This window comes from Tychonema sp. LEGE 07196, from assembly GCF_963890365.1.
Taxonomy (GTDB): domain Bacteria; phylum Cyanobacteriota; class Cyanobacteriia; order Cyanobacteriales; family Microcoleaceae; genus Microcoleus.
On record NZ_CAWPRX010000165.1, the window covers coordinates 16,761 to 33,910 of the forward strand.

Genomic DNA, 17,150 nt, shown 5'->3' on the forward strand with positions numbered 1-17,150 from the left:
TTGCTCTCCCTCATTGAAATTATCTGCGTTGCATCTGTGTTAATCTGCCTTGCATCTGCGTGCGATCGCAAATTTATGCAAGAGCTATATTAATCTCTCATTGTTTAATCGCGATCAACACTGTAAATTGCTTGCAAGCAGAACTCACCATGCGCGGGGACTTCCACAATATCTGTAGCCGCATTGGTCGTTTCTACGCAGATTAAGCGCTGATAATCTGCATCGTCGAGGTCGGCCATGTTTGCAGAAATTGTCACCCAGGGATTCCACACAACGGCGGATTTACTGCCAGAGGATTGAATACGAATGCGACGGTTGAGGGCGGCATCGTCAATTACTAATTGATTGGTGACATCGAGATAAATGCGATCAACCTCACCGACTGCTACCACTGCACCTACTTGAGTTTTTTCTGCACCACCATCAACTTTATCAAGATACTGGCTATTTTCTAAACCCAAAACCTGCACCTGTTTGATGTCGCCGACTTTGAAGTAGGTGTGCAAAGCTTGGGTGAGGGGAAATGCTTTGTCTCCCAGATTGCGGGTGATTAATTCTACAGTAAGGCTGGTGCCAACGGTAATTGCGATCGCCAGTTCAAAGGCTTGAGGCCAAATTTCTCTCGTTTCCTCGGTATCCTGAAGTCCTAAAGTGACTTTGGTTGAGCCCTCTGGGGTGGTGGCGGTTGCTACCACATTCCACAGGCGATTCCGCACAAACCCGTGACTGGGGCGGCCCAAGTCTTCGGGATCTGGGCCAAACCAGGGCCAACAAATGGGTATACCGCCTTTGATGGCTTTTCCTTCGGCGTAGTAAGCTTTTTCGCTCAAAAACATCACGTCTGCGGTTTCGGTGGCTGGTTGGAAGGAGAGCACTTGGCCAGCATACACAGAAATCACGGCTTTGGCTTGGCCGTTGTCGATGTGAATCATCGGGAAACCACCGTTTCCGCTAGCGAAGGTGAGGTTGTCTGCAATGCCGTAGTCCGTGTTTAATTGGTCAATACTCATGCTGTTTACCTGGTTGGTTGCTTCACAATTATCCGATATTATGGTGCTAGATTTGACGATATTCTTGAGTCACTATTTTCTGGGTACAATATACAGCACGTCTCAATTAGTTGTGCAAAAGCATCGTATTTTTTTAAGTGGGATTATTGAACAGCTCAAAATTCCAGAAAAACTGAAATAATCGTTTAAATGTCGAAAATTTTGTACAGATGCGATCGCAACGGCGAGTCGATTTTTTTTAGGAAGCATCTGATTTTGGCTTTTGTCTTATTAGAAAATGACTATAATAAACATTTTTTTCAAGGCCGGAGATGCTGAGATGCTCCAAGTTCGATCGCGCTTGATATCAATTCCTGTTGCACTCCTGGTGATGTTAACAGTCAACAGTCAACAGTCAACAGTCAACGCCTGAATTTACTATTTCGATGAAGATAGGATTTGATAGGATCCAGATTTATGGTAATTGTAAGGGAGATATTTCAGACTTTTTGCGGACAGGAATACGAATCACAAACTCCGCCCCCATCCCCGGAGTTGACAAACATATTAGCTCACCACCATGTTTTTGAGTGATGATGTGGTAACTAATCGCCATTCCCATTCCAATTGCCTTACCAACAGGTTTTGTAGTAAAAAATGGATTAAATATCTGTTTTTTGATTGAGTCGGGAACTCCGGCGCCACTGTCGGCGATCGCAATTTCCACCCAGTCTAAATCAATCACCGATGTAGAAATAGTAATTTGACTGAGATTTTCTTTGGTTTCTTGTTGAGTTTTTTCAGCATTCACGCGATCGATCGCATCCATAGCATTGGCCAGAATACTCATAAACACCTGATTTAATTGTCCGGCGTAACACTCCACCAACGGTAACTTGCCATAATTGCGAATCACCTCAATCTCTGAACCTCCTCGATTATCCTTCAGACGGTGTTGCAAAATCACCAATGTACTATCTATCCCTTCGTGAATATCTACTGACTTGAACTCGGCTTCATCCATGCGCGAAAAATTACGTAACGACAACACAATTTGACTGATCCGCTCAGTTCCGATATTCATAGATTTCAGGATTTGGAGTAAGTCTATCTGCAAAAAATCCAGATCTATTTCATTTTCTTTCGCTTGAATTTCAGCGATTGGATTGGAATAGTGCTGCTGGTATAGTTGCACTAATTCCAGCAGCTTTTGCGAATATTCCTCAATGTATGTGAGGTTGCCGTGGATAAAGTTAACAGGGTTATTAATTTCATGGGCTACACCCGCTACAAGCTGTCCTAAGCTAGACATCTTTTCAGTATGAACAAGTTGGGCTTGAGTTCGTTTGAGTTCGAGCAATGTCTCTTCTAACTGACGCTTTTCCTTGACTTCCCTCTGTGAATCTTCTAGCTCGTGGATGATTTGTCGGAGCAAAGACTCCTTTTTTTGATTAGTTTGTTCTAGTTCCAAACAGTTTTTTTGGGAACGCTCTAATTTTTTTCGCAAAATTCTGTTTTCTTTTTGTAGCTGCTCAATTGTTAAATTATCTGTTTTTTTTAATTCCATATTTCTATTCTCCTCCCAGTAGCAAAGTAATAAATGTCTCATTATGAAAACAGGAGATTTTCTGATCCTTTAAAGGAGAAATTTCGCCATTGGTGTAAAACCCACAACTCGGTAAAGCCTGGGTTAAGCAGGCTTGAGTTAGCGCATATTCTTCTTGAGTCCGACTACCTAAAATTTGTCGCCGACTAGCACAGGAAAAATACATAGCAGCAGCAGGTACTTTACCCGGATAATTTTCTAAGGCTTGCATCATAGATATTTGAGATGCAGTCAGAATACGATCGTGGGTAGTTTCGGTAATTTGAACGATCGCCCCTTCGGGAATGTCCCCAAAAAAGGTTACGCTTCCGAGTACCCCATCGCAAACTCCACTGGGTGCTCGCATATAGTAATGACTTTCATCTACATCAAACACGGCCAGGGGATATTCTGAAGAAGGCGGCAATTTCCCCAAATAGTGATGATAAAATTCTAGAGCTGGTTTGCGATCGATTTCGTAGAGGATATTTTGAGAGGCTTTGGTGACTGTGCCCTGTTTCCCTACTGGTTTCCAGCCACTAGCCACACCATGAGAAAAGAAAATATCTCCAGAAATTAAGAGAATGGGAACCGCATCACTAAAAACCTCTGTACCGAAGAATTGATAGGTTTGCTGGAACCGCCACTGATCCGCCGCGAGTCCGCCAAAAATCGGGACTTTTTTTTCTAAAGCTTGATTCAAGCTATCTAACATCAAAGCAGCGCTGGCGGTGAGACTTTCTGGGAAGGTAATACAAAGTTTAATCGGTTCTTGATGGCCTGTTTTTGCTTGAACAATAGCACTTTGAACCGCCGCCTCCAAGTCCTGAGAAATCTCTCGTCCAAGGCCGGCACGGATAGTAATTCGATCGGAACAAAATAGCATCAGGCTAACTGAATCTTGTTCAAATCCTAAAACAGAAGACATTTCTCCATCCGTTGTGCCGCCAATCAGTTGAATTTCGGGATATATCTGATTGATTTGCTGCAAAATCAGGAGATGGTCGAAATCAATGGCCGCAAACAAGATGCCTGCTTGAGGAATTTCACCTGATAGGGATTCATGGCATTGTTCTAGGACTTCTGTTATTGCTTCTAGAGAGTCAGGATCGTTGCTATGACCTACGACAACTTTTAACATAAATCTGCTCGATCGAGTAGTTGGGATAATAGATGACTGCGTAAATTACACGCATTCATTCCTATTGGCAAACTGTTAAGCTGTTGTGGATTTAATTGGGATATTCGGGGCGGGCTAAGACTGTAAAACACACTCAGAGTTTGATGGGTTTTTGACAGACAATTTAAATGCAGGACAGCTTAACCATCGACTAATGATTGGAGATTGTCAACGGCAGCGAATCATGACAAAATTACCTAGTTGATGCGTAAGTCAGAGCGCGATTTAGCTTTGGCGATCGCCCTTTTAGCTACATATTTTGCTAAAATGTAAGATGCCCGTCCAGCAGGATCGCAAAAATATTATTGAAAAATGCGCGATCGCACTATCTAGCATAACAGAAGGATAAAAAAATGGGCAGAGTTACTGCAACAATCGCCGTCACCAACGAAGTAGACAAGATGCTGGCAGAGAGAGGGTTTATAGCAACAGACCAAGTACGTTCAATCACTATCGATAACGTATTGGTTGATACAGGGGCAACTAGACTTTGTTTGCCAGAAGAAATTATCGCTCAGCTAGGTTTAACCCTAGTTGGAGAAATTGACGGACCTACTGTAATCGGATCTAGAAAATTTCGCCTCTTTAAAAATGTCAGTCTTGCCTTAGCGGGAAGAGAAGGAAGGTATGATTGCGTGGAACTACCCGCAGGACAAAAACCTTGAATAGGCTTAATTTATCTGGAAGATTTAGGCGGAGAACCGGATTTGAAAAATTAACGGTTGATTGTTTTACCAAATGAAGGCAATTAAACCTATATTCTGGTGTAGTTTTAACAGTCAGGACTAAGGCTGAAAAATAATTGAGTTTACGCGCTAATCATAGCGCTAAGATGTACCGCCGCGCACCCTACAATAGAATGCGTGGGTTCAAAACTGTTAACCCAAAAAGTCAATATATATTTGCAATAAATGGCAGTAACTACACACCAACTTATTCAGTGGAAGCAGCAAGGGCGTGCAATTGTCGCGCTGACAGGTTATGATTGTGCGATCGCCCAACTACTCGACCAAGCCGGCGCAGACATCATCTTAGTCGGCGATTCCCTAGCAATGACAGTATTGGGCTACGAAACAACGCTGCCCCTAACCCTCGATGAAATGCTGCACCACGCCAAAGCAGTGCGTCGCGGAGTCAAACAAGCATTAATTGTGGTGGATTTGCCGTTTTTGACTTACCAGGAAAGCCCGCAGCAAGCGATGCACTCGGCGGGGAGAGTTTTGAAAGAAACTGGCGCTCAAGCTGTCAAATTGGAGGGCGGATATCCAGCAATGGCGACTACTGTTTCGCAGCTAACATCCGCCGGAATTCCGGTGATGGGACACGTCGGTTTAACTCCGCAGTCGGTACACCAATTAGGCTACAAAAAACAAGGCAAAACAGCGGAATCTGCCGATCGCATCATAGCAGAGTCGATCGCACTTGAAGAAGCCGGGGTTTTTGCGATCGTCCTCGAACACATTCCCCCAGACTTAGCCGCTCAAATCACCCAAAAATTAACCGTTCCCACCATTGGCATCGGGGCCGGGCCGCACTGCGACGGACAAGTTTTAGTTACTTCCGATTTGTTGGGACTTTCGGAAAAACAGCCGCCTTTTGCCAAAGCTTATGTCAATTTGCGAGAAACAATTACTCAAGCTGTCAAAGATTATTCCCTAGAAGTTAGAGAAGGAAAATTTCCCGAATAGATTCGCCGTCAGGAATGCAAGTCATTAAAAATCACAATTCCAGTCCCAATCAACTAACCTAATTTAAAGAGCATCTGGGGCCTTTTTTCTTGGAACGCCCCAGATGCTCTCCTAATTTATACCTTCGGCCCAGCCTCTTCCTCTTTCTTCTTCTCCTTCTCCTTCTCGTCTAGAGCCGATTCATCATCACCTAGACCGACCCCTTCCTTAAAACTCCGCAGCGTTTTACCCAAAGCATTTCCCAACTCAGGAATTTTTTTAGGGCCAAAAATTAGAATAGCGACTACCGCAATAATGCCCATTTCGGGCAATCCCAGACCAAACATACAGTCATCTCCTCTAAAACTTGCTCGATCGCAAGTCAATCTGCTGGTATCCTTAAAAGTATCTACCTTTTTTCCTGCATCCTGCAACCGTAGAATCAAGTTTTATTAAGCGATCGCCCGATAAATTAGGAATGTTAGAAATCTCCCAGCCTTCCCTGCGCGACCAACAACACTACCTCATCCGCGAACTAGCACAACGGATGGAAGCAGTATGGCACCGCTATCTCGACCTCGAACCCTACCACCTGCCCGCTGAGTTGGGATACATAGAAGGGCGCTTGGAAGGAGAAAAACTGATCGTGGAAAACCGCTGCTATCAAACGCCGCAGTTCCGCAAAATACACCTCGAACTCGCGAAAGTCGGGCCGGTGCTGGATATTCTGCACTGCGTGATGTTTCCCAGACCGAATTACGCTTTGCCAATGTTCGGCACCGATATCGTAGCAGGCAAAGGCAAAATTAGCGCCGCGATCGCAGACCTTTCTCCCCTCAATCCCAGTCGCACTTTGTCGGAAGCCTACCGAACCCAACTGCAAACTTTGCCGGTCAACCAATTTTCCTGTCCCCGCCAAATTCCTGACTGGGGAGATATTTTCTCAGAATTTTGCTTGTTTGTGCGGCCCGATTCACCCGAAGAAGAAACCAGATTTCTGGACATAGTTGAATCCTACGTTGAAATTCACTGCCAGCTAGCAGTCGCAGCAGAACCAGTCTCTGCCGCCGAAGCATCGAAAATTCTCGACGCTCAAATTTACTACTGCACCCAGCAGCAGCAAAACGACAAAACCCGCCGCGTCCTAGAAAAAGCTTTCGGTCAAGATTGGGCAGAAAATTACATGACTCAGGTGCTTTTTGATTTCCCTAAATAGCTGAAATCAGTTTACAATACTTAACAATAGGTGTGAAAAAACTTAATCAAGAAATCACCTATGTGATAAGTCATGGGAAAGGAATCGCGGGTCAAGGATAAGTCATTTTTAAAACCCCCAGGGCGAGGAGTCATTGGTTTAGCGATCGCCGCTACTGTCATTATCACAGGAGTAGGTTTTTGGCAAGTATCTCAAATTAAAAAAGCCGAAGAGTTAAAGGCGGCTGCAACGGCGGCTGCAACTCCAGCCTCCACTCGCAGCAGCGTCACAGCTTTGGGTAGGTTGACTCCCCAAGGGGAAGTGATCAAATTGTCCGCCCCTTCAGCGTCGGAGGGAGCGAGAATTGAAGAGTTGCGGGTGGAAGAGGGCGATCGCGTCAGTCAAGGACAAATCATAGCAGTTCTCGATACGCGCGATCGGCTCCAAGCCATCCTCCAACAAGCCGACAAAGAAGTTCAAGTCAAACAAGCAGAATTAGCCAAAATTCAAGCAGGCGCAAAAACCGGGGAAATCGTCGCCCAAAAAGCCGAAGTTTCCAAGTCAGAAGTTCAGCGTCAAAGAGAAACCGAAGGCGAAGCAGCCAATGTCGCCCGCCTAGAAGCTCAACTGCAAAGAGAAACCGAAGCCGAACAAGCAAACGTAGCCAAATTTGAAGCTCAACTGCAAAGAGAAACCGAAGCCGAACAAGCCAATCTGGCCAAATTTGAAGCGCAACTGCAAAGAGAAACTCAAGCGCAGCAAGCCAAACTGGCGAGGCTGGAAGCTCAATTGCGCGGCGAAATTGCCTCTCAAAACGCTACAGTCGATCGACTAAAAGCCGAATTAGCCAACGCCGAAGCCGAGGAACAACGCAACAAAGAACTCTCCGAAACAGGCGCAATTTCCGCTTCCACCTACGACACCAAACGCTTAGCAGTAGCTACAGCCAAACAAAAAGTTAGAGAAGCACAAGCGATATTAGAAAAAACCGTCGCAACGGTGCAACAGGAAATAATTGAAACTCAAGCTACCCTCAAACAAACACTAGAAACAGGCCAACAAGAAATCAACCAATCCCGCGCCAATCTCAAACGCAAATTAGAAACAGGGCGGCAGGAAATTAACCAAGCCCGCGCCACTTTAAATCAAAAGATAGAAACAGGCCGAGAACAAATCAATCAAGCCGAAGCAATGCTGAAACAAAAAGCAGAAACCGGCGAAGCACAAATCAATCAAGCCCGAGCAAATCTCGACCAAATAGCCGAAGTCCGTTCCGAAGACGTGCAAGCCGCCCGAGCCGCAGTCGAAAGTGCGATCGCCACCAAACAAAAAGCCCAAGTAGACTTAAACTTAAGCTACGTCAAAGCACCCGTATCCGGTTCCATCCTCAAAGTTAACACCAGACAAGGAGAACGCATCAACACTGAAAATGGCATCGTAGAACTAGGCCGCACCGATCAAATGTACGCCATAGCCGAAATTTACGAAACCGACATCGCCAAAGTCCGAAACGGCCAGCGCGCCACAATCAACAGCCCCGTATTTGTCGGCAATTTAGAAGGAACAGTCACTCGAATCGGCAAACAAATCGGCAAAAAAGATGTCCTCAATACAGATCCCGCCGCCGACACCGACGCGAGAGTTATCGAAGTCAGAATTCGCCTCGATCCCGAATCGAGCAAGAAAGTTGCATCGCTCACAAACTTGCAAGTTGAAGTCAAAATAGACATCTAAGATTTACGCTGACAGGACTTACGCATGGGGACTCCAGAAACCGGGTTTTTTACCGATATTAAGGGTTTGAATCAAATATAAGGGTAAAAACCCGGTTTCTCAACACCCGTGCTTAAGTCCTAAAATTATTCTATCCAAAATCTAAAATCTAAAATCTAAAATAGACTGAATATGGCAAAAATACCCTTAGCTTGGGCACAGTTAACCCGCGAAAAAATGCGCTTAGTCATCGCGCTAGCCGGCATTGGATTTGCAGACTTGCTGATGTTTATGCAGTTCGGATTTAGAGACGCGCTGTTTGAAAGTTCCGTCAGCTTCCATTCACAGTTACAAGGGGATATTTTCATCACCAGCACCCAATCTACGGCTTTAATAGCCATGAAAAGCTTCCCCCAGCGGCGCTTGTATCAAGCTTTGAGTTTTAACAGCGTTACAGCAATCAGCCCGGTATATCTAGGCTTTGGTTTGTGGAAAAATCCCGCTCCCAACCAGAGCAATACCCGCCAATTGATGGTCATCGGTTTTGACCCCACTCGTCCGATTTTTGATATGCCAGAAATCCAAAATAATTTGGACAAAATTAAGATGTCGGATGTGGTTTTATTTGACCGAGCTTCCCGCCCGGAATTCGGGCCAGTAGCTGAATATTTCGATGGGGGAAAAACTGTTGAAACTGAAGTTGACAACCGCCGCGTTAAGGTAGAGGGTTTATTTACTTTAGGGGCATCTTTCGGTGCAGATGGAAATATTGTTACTAGCGATTTGAACTTTCTGCGAATTTTTGCGACGCGGAGAACAAAAGGTTTAATTGATATTGGTATTGTTTACTTGCAGCCGGGAACGGATGTTAAGGCTGTTGTGGAAAAAATGAGGGCAACTTTGCCGTCAGATGTGCGAATTGATTCTAAGGAAGAGTTTGTGGCTTTTGAGAAAAAGTATTGGGAAGAAGGCACGGCGATCGGTTTTATTTTCACTCTCGGCGCGGCAATGGGATTTATCGTGGGGATAGTGATTGTTTACCAAATTCTTTATACTGATGTTAACGATCACTTGCCGGAATACGCTACGCTCAAGGCGATGGGATATAAGGATTTTTACTTTTTGGGTGTGGTTTTTCAAGAGGCTTTGATATTAGCAATTCTTGGCTATTTGCCTGGGTTTGGGGTTTCTGTGGTGCTGTACAATTTAGGGAGAAGTGCTACGAGTTTGCCGATGTACATGACGGTGGGGAAGGCTGTAACTGTTTTTGTAATGACAGTTTTTATGTGTTGTCTATCGGGGGCGATCGCAGTTAGGAAGTTGCAGGCTGCTGACCCGGCGGATATTTTTTAAAGTTGTTAGTTGTTAGTTGTTAGTTGTTAGTTGTTAGTTGTTAGTTGTTAGTTGTTGTTAGTGATTGGGAATTGGGAATTGGGAATTGGTTATTGATAGTTTTGCCGATCGAACGCTATGCTGTAAGAGAGCATCCATCTCGATCGCACTCTTCCTCGGTTCTGCGCTATGACCCAAAGCTTCAACCCCACAGCGTTGCCTCCCGCCTTTCCCGACCACACCCAACTCCCCGAATCTGACGGTACGTTTGTGAAGAACTTTCAAGAACATCCGCAGAGTATCCTGCTCACCGACTCCCTAGAAATTACACTACAAAATCTACATCCTGACGGACAGTATGCGATCGGGCAAGATTGCGGCATCTACTGGCGCGAAACCGAGCCTCCCGAACGCGGAGCCGAAGCACCTGACTGGTTCTACGTCCCCAACGTGCCACCCCGCTTAGACGGGCAATATCGGCGTTCCTACGTGTTGTGGCGCGAGTATATGGTGCCGTTAATTGCGATCGAATTTGCTAGCGGTGATGGTTCAGAAGAACTCGACAATACTCCGTTATCTGCTTTGCCATCCGGGGGAAATCAGAAACCGGGAAAGTTTTGGGTATACGAACGGATTATCAGAATTCCCTACTACGCTATTTACAAGATCCAAACCAATGAATTAGAAGTCTACAATTGCGTGAATACTAGATATCGGCGTTTGGAACCGAACGATCGCGGACATTACTCGATCGACCTGATGGGTGTAGAGTTAGGCGTTTGGTCTGGTAACTATCAAAATCAGACACAACACTGGTTGCGCTGGTGGGATCGCGAGGGAAATTTGTTGCTGACGGGAAGCGAGCGAGCTAGACTGGAGAGCCTCCACGCCGAACAGGAACGGCAGCGGGCCGATGTTGAAAGCCAACGCGCCGATGCTGAAAGCCAACGCGCCGATGTTGAAAGCCAACGCGCCGATCGCGAACGAGAACAAAAAGAGCGATTGGCTGCTTATTTGCGATCGCAGGGAATCGATCCCGATCTCATTTGAGCCTTGTCTGATTATTTTGAACCTTAGGGGTTGATTTCATTAAATAATGCCAATTAATTATGAACGCTACACCAGTTGTTTCGATTAAAAACCTCAACCATTCCTTCGGCGAAGGACAACTTCGCAAACAGACATTATTTGATATCAACCTCGAAATTTATCCGGGCGAAATCGTGCTGATGACCGGGCCTTCCGGGTCGGGCAAAACAACGTTGTTAACCTTGATTGGAGCTTTGCGATCTATCCAAGAAGGCAGTCTCAAAATTCTTGACCAAGAATTGCGGGGAACCAAGAAAAATAAATTAGTTCAACTCCGCCGCGACATCGGTTATATTTTCCAAGCTCACAATTTGCTCAAATGCTTGACAGCAAGGCAAAACGTGCAAATGTCTCTGGAACTGCACAGCCATCTTTCTACCCAAGAAACTAACGATAAAATAGAGCGAATGCTGGAAGCTGTAGGGTTGGGAGAAAGAATAGAATATTACCCGGACAGTCTTTCTGGCGGACAAAAACAAAGAGTTGCGATCGCCCGCGCATTAGTCAGTCAACCAAAATTAATATTAGCCGACGAACCTACCGCAGCCCTAGACAGCAAATCTGGTAGAGATGTGGTAGAAATCATGCGAAGTTTAGCCAAAGAACAGCACAGTACAATATTGCTCGTCACCCACGACAACCGGATTTTAGACATAGCCGATCGCATTATTCACATGGAAGACGGCTACCTCGCACAAGACACCGCCACCAACACCGCCACCGCTGCTATTGCCCGCAAATAAACTTAATTAAAGTCCGCTTATTTGCGGGAAGTAGGGCGCTTCGCCCCAGTTTTACTAGAACTTTTAGATGCAGTTTTACTTGGGATCTTGGTAACACCTTTTGTTCCTTTTGAACTTTTAACAGAGGTAACTTGACTTGGAAGATCGTTCGCAAGTCTGCCCGCAGCAGCTCTCGTAGTCCTAAAGCTAACATTCACCCCTTCGTTTGACTGTTCCAGCACCAACATCGGCGTTGGCTTGGCTTTTTGATCCCACTCAATGTGAACAATGCGACCTTGAATTGTTGGCTGCCAACTGTCGTGATCGTCGGAAGGACTCAGGTAAGTTTCCAAACAATCAATAATTTGATTAATTGTCGCCGATGTTGCCTGAGTCGGCAGTTTCATCAGCTTAATTTGAATCCGAAACAGCACTCGCTTTTCTATTTTTACTGCCGGATCGCCAGTTTCGTATTCGATATCAAACGTCGAATCCACTTGTCTGCCGCTGCCTGCACTTCCGTTTTTATCCCCGACAGCACCCTGAGTCGGACGCAGGGCAATACTAATTTTGTCTTTGACTTTTACCTTAATTTTGTTCACAATGGCAAAGTGAAAAACCTCTTCCGCCATCCGCATTCTCAGGTAGTCTAAATTAAAGTCTCGCGAGTGGATGAGGTCGGGATTTTTTTCCATCTTTGTCAAGGTTTCCAGAGCCATTTTGTATTTTTTCTGGAGTTCTCGATTTCTAAACTCTTCAAATTTGAGCTTCTTGCTCAAATCTTGGAGTTTTATCTTGGTAAACACCGCTAAACCGATAAGCAATAACAACAGTGCCCCGGATGCTCCCATCAAGAGTTGATCGGAGGCTAAACCTGCAGGTTTAGCCTGTTTGGGCTTGGGAGAGGCTACTGCCAACCTTGATTCTACAAGGATTATTTTGGTTGACATGGGCTTTTAAAGGGTAAAATTTGGCACTATATTTCTACAGGACTCCAGAGTAGAGCTGGCAGTGCAACTCGATCGACTAACATCGATCTCTTTCTATCACTATCTGTCTACAACCGGATTTCTACAACTCGAACAGGCACCCTCTAATTAATACTCTATCTTTAACTGCAAGCTGGTTCCCGAAATATCGCAAAATCGCGATCGGCCAATGGGAAAAAGAAATGGCGGATTCTCTGTGTTATATTATACCAGTACAGTTCAAAAACAAGTAGGTTCGGCGGGCTCTGCTTCTCAGAAAAGAACAGCAAACACACATAAATTAATAGTAACTCTGAGAGCGATTGCCCAAAACAATTCTGCCAAACAACCGATCGCCCGGAGATCGTCCGGGTACAGGCCAGGAGGGTGCTAATTGCTACACGCTCCCTCGCTCCCGTCGCCCGGTATAGCGAGTGATTTGGTTGGAGACGATCGCTAGCGGTGCGATCGAACAACGTGTCCTTAGCTAAGATTACAGCTAATACCACCAATATTCGATCGTGACCTACGAACCCCTCCATCACAAATATCGCCCTCAGACATTTGCCGAATTAGTCGGCCAAGAGGCGATCGCCCAAACCCTAACCAGCGCCATCCTACAACAGCGCATAGCACCAGCATATCTATTCACAGGCCCCAGAGGCACCGGCAAAACCTCCAGCGCCAGAATTTTCGCCAAATCCCTCAACTGTATTTCTACCGGCGCGCCCACCCCAACTCCCTGCGGCAAATGCAACGTTTGCCAAGAAATTGCCAGAGGTTCCACACTAGATGTCATCGAAATCGACGCCGCCAGCAACACCGGAGTAGATAACATCCGAGACTTGATCGAACGAGCCCAATTTGCCCCCGTCCAGTGTCGCTATAAAGTATATGTAATCGACGAAGTTCATATGCTGAGTACCCAGGCATTTAATGCCTTATTAAAAACCCTAGAAGAACCCCCCGATCGCGTCGTATTCGTCCTCGCCACAACCGACCCCCAAAGAGTCCTGCCCACCATCATCTCACGCTGCCAAAAATTCGACTTCCGCCGGATTCCCCTCGACTCAATGACCGCCCACCTGCACAAAATCGCCCAATTAGAAAACATCAACATTGCCAGCGAAGCAATACAAATGATTGCTCAAATCGCCCAAGGAGGACTCCGAGATGCCGAAAGCTTGCTCGACCAACTCAGCTTATTTTCCGGTCAAATCACAATCGAAAAAGTTTGGGATTTAGTCGGCGCAGTCCCCGAAAACGACTTGATGGAACTGCTGCAAGCAATTGAAAAAGATAACCCTACAGCATTAATAGACATGACCCGCCACCTCATGGATCGCGGTCGGGAACCGCTAATAGTGCTGCAAAGTCTCGCCAGCTTTTACCGAGATTTGCTAATAGCCAAAACAGCACCAAAACGCTCAGATTTAGTCGCTTTAACAGCCGCCACTTGGGAAAAACTTTGCGATGTTGCTCGCAACTGGGATACCGAGTTAATTTTAGCAAGTCAGAAACAATTGCAAACCCAGGAAGTGCAAATTAAAAACAGCACTCAGCCGCGATTGTGGCTGGAAGTAACCCTATTGGGATTATTGCCCTCAGCAATTAGAACTCAGCAGCAACAAACAGCAGAACCAGCTAGAAATATTGCTCAATCCCAAATTCACCCCCCCCAGCCCCCCCTTGCTAAGGGGGGGAGTTCCCCAGCTAATATCGAACAGCCTCCGGCAGCCAAACCTCAAAATCAGTCTCCAACTTCGCAACCTATTGCTAATCGCCAAGAAAACGCACCCACCGCACCGATTCCCGCATCCATACCAACTCCTGAAACGAATCAAACAAATTATGCCTCGACTAATTCAGCCGATGAAATTGATTTAGATAGATTGTGGGAACAGGTACTCGATCGCGTGCGCCCTCCCGGCACTCAATCGCTACTCCGCCAACACGGACAGCTAGTAATTTTTAACAATGATAGTGCTTATGTTAAGATTAGTTCCCAGCCGTTACTCAAGATGGTTAAAGACAAAGTAGCTAATCTTGAAGAAGCTTTTGTGCAAATTTTTAACCGTCGAGTAACAGTAAAAGTGGGATTGACAAATCCCGCTGAAACTAATAGTTCCAGCATCAAGGATTTGCCAGCTTCTAACGGACTGGTTGCTGAAAAATTGAGGAATTCTCATCCGGCGGGCGATGGGAAGCAACAGATGCAGAATTCGGCGGGTTCTGAAATTCCAGATAATTTTAATAAGGATGAAGGAGAAGAGCAAAAACGCTCTTGGGAGGCTGAAAATACCGCCGCCAAACTGCCAAATATTTCTGAACCTCTGCGGGATAAAAACCACATTACAGACTCTCATAACGACTCTAAAGCTCAGGCTGTAGCGGTGCGAGATGACGCGCGAGATGTGGCAAATTTAGCTAGGGAGTTGGCTCATATATTTGAGGGGGAAGTAGTCGATTTGTCGGATGATTTAGAGATTTGGGAGTCGGAAACTTTTAGATTGGAATCTGAACCAGATTTTCCTGAGTTATCTGCTGAGGTTGATGGGGATGATTTTATGGGTTGGTAATCAAATTGGGCGGGAGGGAAATGTGCAAGATTTCGCCGATCGCACAAAATCCAGCGCGGGTGTAAACTCGAAATTCCTCCTCGTGTCCTGCCATCAAAAACGCCACCGCAACACCCGCGTCGAAAGCCTCTCGCAGCAGCCGGGCCGTCAAAGCCCCTGCGATGCCCCGCCGCCGAAAAGAAGGGCGGACACCGATACCTGCGATTTCTGTCGTCTGATTTTCCGGTACGGTACACACTCCAGCCCCCGCAGGTTCCCCCGTTGCTGCTACGCGGGCGAGTACCGCAATGCTGCCCGCCGCGATACTTTTGCGAAGACTGTCAACGTCTTCAGGGCTTGGTGCAACTTCGCCGTAAGCCTCGTGTTGCGCCGCCACAGTACCGAGGAGCTCAGCGTCGGAAACTGGCAAAATTAGCTCAATTTCTGGGGGGATGGGAAGCAATTTCTCCGAGCCCGGAGTACAAATCATCAGCGGCAAGCGTCCCTCAACAGTGAAACCAGCCGAGATCAGGGCTTCTTCGACAGCAGGCGCTAGTTTCGAGACATACTCCAAACGCGGCTTTCGCCCGCGCCAAGAGTACGCAGCGATTAGGGCGTTGACATCGGCGAGGGAAGGTGCTGCGCCGTCGTCGGGAATGGCATAGTTCAGATAAGGGTTAGCGCTGTGGCGGCTGAAGGTAGCGAGGAAGGGCCCGATCCGCTCGGTGTCGCGCTGCTGGCTGGCGGCAAAGCGCAGGTATGATTGAATGCGAGATTCCATAAGCGGCTGTGCTGAAAACCTTGCTTTTAAGCCGATTCCGGTTTTGGTAGCGAAGACGGAAGTACCAAGAGCTCGGCGGTCGATCGCTTCTCGACCATTTCCTTAGTAATCGTACACCGCGTCACATCCTTGCGCGACGGCAACTCGTACATCACATCCAACATCAATTCTTCGACAATTCCCCTGAGCGCCCGCGCTCCAGTTTTGCGGCGGTAGGCTTCCTGGGCGATCGCCCGAATCGCATCCGGCTTAAAGTCCAACTGCACATTATCCATTTTTAGCAGCTTTTGATACTGCTTAACCAAAGCATTGCGAGGCTCAGTCAAAATCGCCATCAGCGTTTCCTCATCCAGCGGATCTAACACCGCCGCCACCGGCACCCGCCCGATAAACTCAGGAATCATCCCAAATTTGACCAAATCGTCTGGTTCCAGTTGCCTGAGCACATCAGCGGCCCGTTTTTCCTTCGGCACAGCTTCTCCCGGCTGAATAAAACCCATTGACTTTTTACCCGTTCTCTGCTCGATCACCTTGTCGAGACCGACAAAAGCGCCGCCGCAAATAAACATAATATTGCTGGTATCAATTTGGATGCAGTCTTGGTAGGGATGCTTGCGGCCGCCTTGGGGAGGTACATTGGCGATCGTCCCCTCCAGCATCTTCAGCAGCGCCTGCTGCACCCCTTCCCCGGAGACATCCCGCGTAATCGAAGGATTTTCGCTCTTCCGGGCAATTTTGTCAATTTCATCAATATAAATAATTCCGCGCTGGGCCTCTTCCACGTCCATATCTGCCACCTGCAGCAGCCGCAGCAAAATATTTTCCACATCTTCCCCGACATAGCCCGCTTCCGTCAGCGTCGTCGCGTCAGCCACCGCAAACGGCACCTCCAGCATATCCGCCAAAGTCTGAGCGAGGAGAGTTTTGCCGCAGCCCGTCGGCCCGATTAACAAAATATTTGATTTTTGCAGTTCTACTTCTTCCGGCGGGTGCTTGCCGCTATTTTTGGCATGGATAAAACTCAGTCGCTTGTAGTGGTTGTAAACCGCCACGGAGAGCACCTTTTTCGCCTCTTCTTGACCGATCGCATTTTCGTCGAGATAATTTTTAATTTCCCTCGGCTTGGGAATTTGGCTCATCGACATACTTTTGCCCGAGGTAGCGCGGCGTTTTTGGGTTGTTTCCTGCTTCGGAACTGCCGCCGCCGCCGGCACTGCACTCGAATCAAACAACTCCTCATCTAAAATTTCATTGCACAAGTCAACGCATTCGTCACAGATATACACCCCAGGGCCTGCGATCAACTTGCGTACCTGCTCTTGAGACTTGCCACAAAACGAACATTTTAGATGGGAGTCGTACTTAGACATA

17 protein-coding genes are annotated in these 17,150 nt (G+C 46.7%); 9 read left to right on the forward strand and 8 right to left on the reverse strand.

Annotated elements, in window-relative coordinates; translation table 11 throughout:
* Nucleotides 1-104: 104 nt before the first annotated feature.
* On the reverse strand, nt 105-1,010 hold the full coding sequence (locus AACV78_RS18855; protein WP_194011856.1) for a D-hexose-6-phosphate mutarotase: 906 nt from the start codon (nt 1,008-1,010) through the stop codon (nt 105-107).
* A gap of 277 nt (nt 1,011-1,287) precedes the next feature.
* Between AACV78_RS18855 and AACV78_RS18860 the strand changes: the two genes are divergently transcribed.
* Complete coding sequence (locus AACV78_RS18860) at nt 1,288-1,422, forward strand: hypothetical protein (RefSeq protein WP_255513015.1); 135 nt, start codon at nt 1,288-1,290, stop codon at nt 1,420-1,422.
* 42 nt (nt 1,423-1,464) lie between these two features.
* Here AACV78_RS18860 and AACV78_RS18865 read toward each other — a convergent pair whose 3' ends face one another.
* Nucleotides 1,465-2,556, reverse strand: a complete 1,092-nt coding sequence (locus AACV78_RS18865; RefSeq protein WP_194011855.1) for an ATP-binding protein — start codon at nt 2,554-2,556, stop codon at nt 1,465-1,467.
* Nucleotides 2,557-2,560: 4 nt separating this feature from the next.
* A complete protein-coding gene (locus AACV78_RS18870) occupies nt 2,561-3,715 on the reverse strand; it encodes an FIST signal transduction protein (protein ID WP_194011854.1) in 1,155 nt (384 codons plus the stop codon).
* A gap of 392 nt (nt 3,716-4,107) precedes the next feature.
* Between AACV78_RS18870 and AACV78_RS18875 the strand changes: the two genes are divergently transcribed.
* Together AACV78_RS18875 and panB are read left to right on the forward strand one after the other, a co-directional pair.
* Nucleotides 4,108-4,419: an aspartyl protease gene (locus AACV78_RS18875; protein ID WP_339383718.1), complete on the forward strand. Its 312-nt coding sequence runs from the start codon at nt 4,108-4,110 to the stop codon at nt 4,417-4,419.
* Between the two features lie 246 nt (nt 4,420-4,665).
* Nucleotides 4,666-5,442: a 3-methyl-2-oxobutanoate hydroxymethyltransferase gene (panB, locus tag AACV78_RS18880; RefSeq protein WP_194011853.1), complete on the forward strand. Its 777-nt coding sequence runs from the start codon at nt 4,666-4,668 to the stop codon at nt 5,440-5,442.
* Between the two features lie 116 nt (nt 5,443-5,558).
* Here panB and tatA read toward each other — a convergent pair whose 3' ends face one another.
* A complete protein-coding gene (gene tatA, locus AACV78_RS18885; RefSeq protein WP_333381379.1) occupies nt 5,559-5,855 on the reverse strand; it encodes a twin-arginine translocase TatA/TatE family subunit in 297 nt (98 codons plus the stop codon).
* Between the two features lie 44 nt (nt 5,856-5,899).
* Between tatA and AACV78_RS18890 the strand changes: the two genes are divergently transcribed.
* The 5 genes from AACV78_RS18890 to AACV78_RS18910 all read left to right on the forward strand — a co-directional run bounded on the left by AACV78_RS18890 (nt 5,900) and on the right by AACV78_RS18910 (nt 11,493).
* Complete coding sequence (locus AACV78_RS18890; RefSeq protein ID WP_194011852.1) at nt 5,900-6,637, forward strand: phycocyanobilin:ferredoxin oxidoreductase; 738 nt, start codon at nt 5,900-5,902, stop codon at nt 6,635-6,637.
* Nucleotides 6,638-6,709: 72 nt separating this feature from the next.
* On the forward strand, nt 6,710-8,350 hold the full coding sequence (locus AACV78_RS18895; RefSeq protein WP_194011851.1) for an HlyD family efflux transporter periplasmic adaptor subunit: 1,641 nt from the start codon (nt 6,710-6,712) through the stop codon (nt 8,348-8,350).
* Nucleotides 8,351-8,521: 171 nt separating this feature from the next.
* Nucleotides 8,522-9,682: an ABC transporter permease DevC gene (gene devC, locus AACV78_RS18900; RefSeq protein WP_194011850.1), complete on the forward strand. Its 1,161-nt coding sequence runs from the start codon at nt 8,522-8,524 to the stop codon at nt 9,680-9,682.
* Between the two features lie 168 nt (nt 9,683-9,850).
* Nucleotides 9,851-10,711 carry a Uma2 family endonuclease gene (locus AACV78_RS18905; protein ID WP_194011849.1) on the forward strand — a complete coding sequence of 287 codons (861 nt, stop codon included), beginning with the start codon at nt 9,851-9,853 and terminating at the stop codon, nt 10,709-10,711.
* 59 nt (nt 10,712-10,770) lie between these two features.
* Nucleotides 10,771-11,493 (forward strand): DevA family ABC transporter ATP-binding protein, encoded by a 723-nt coding sequence (locus AACV78_RS18910; protein WP_194011848.1) that lies wholly within the window; start codon nt 10,771-10,773, stop codon nt 11,491-11,493.
* Nucleotides 11,494-11,510: 17 nt separating this feature from the next.
* Here AACV78_RS18910 and AACV78_RS18915 read toward each other — a convergent pair whose 3' ends face one another.
* Both AACV78_RS18915 and AACV78_RS18920 read right to left on the reverse strand, forming a co-directional pair.
* The gene (locus tag AACV78_RS18915) at nt 11,511-12,422 is read right to left on the reverse strand and encodes a hypothetical protein (RefSeq protein WP_194011847.1); all 912 of its coding nucleotides are present in this window, start codon (nt 12,420-12,422) and stop codon (nt 11,511-11,513) included.
* A 161-nt stretch (nt 12,423-12,583) separates the two neighbouring features.
* Nucleotides 12,584-12,982 (reverse strand): hypothetical protein, encoded by a 399-nt coding sequence (locus AACV78_RS18920; RefSeq protein ID WP_194011846.1) that lies wholly within the window; start codon nt 12,980-12,982, stop codon nt 12,584-12,586.
* Between AACV78_RS18920 and AACV78_RS18925 the strand changes: the two genes are divergently transcribed.
* On the forward strand, nt 12,962-15,019 hold the full coding sequence (locus AACV78_RS18925; protein ID WP_194074323.1) for a DNA polymerase III subunit gamma/tau: 2,058 nt from the start codon (nt 12,962-12,964) through the stop codon (nt 15,017-15,019). The two genes, AACV78_RS18920 and AACV78_RS18925, sit on opposite strands and share 21 nt — an antisense overlap.
* Here the strand turns inward: AACV78_RS18925 and AACV78_RS18930 are convergent.
* Nucleotides 15,006-15,779 carry a GNAT family N-acetyltransferase gene (locus AACV78_RS18930; protein ID WP_194010715.1) on the reverse strand — a complete coding sequence of 258 codons (774 nt, stop codon included), beginning with the start codon at nt 15,777-15,779 and terminating at the stop codon, nt 15,006-15,008. The two genes, AACV78_RS18925 and AACV78_RS18930, sit on opposite strands and share 14 nt — an antisense overlap.
* Nucleotides 15,780-15,805: 26 nt before the next feature.
* Nucleotides 15,806-17,149: an ATP-dependent protease ATP-binding subunit ClpX gene (gene clpX, locus AACV78_RS18935; RefSeq protein ID WP_194010716.1), complete on the reverse strand. Its 1,344-nt coding sequence runs from the start codon at nt 17,147-17,149 to the stop codon at nt 15,806-15,808.
* Between the last annotated feature and the right edge of the window lies 1 nt (nt 17,150).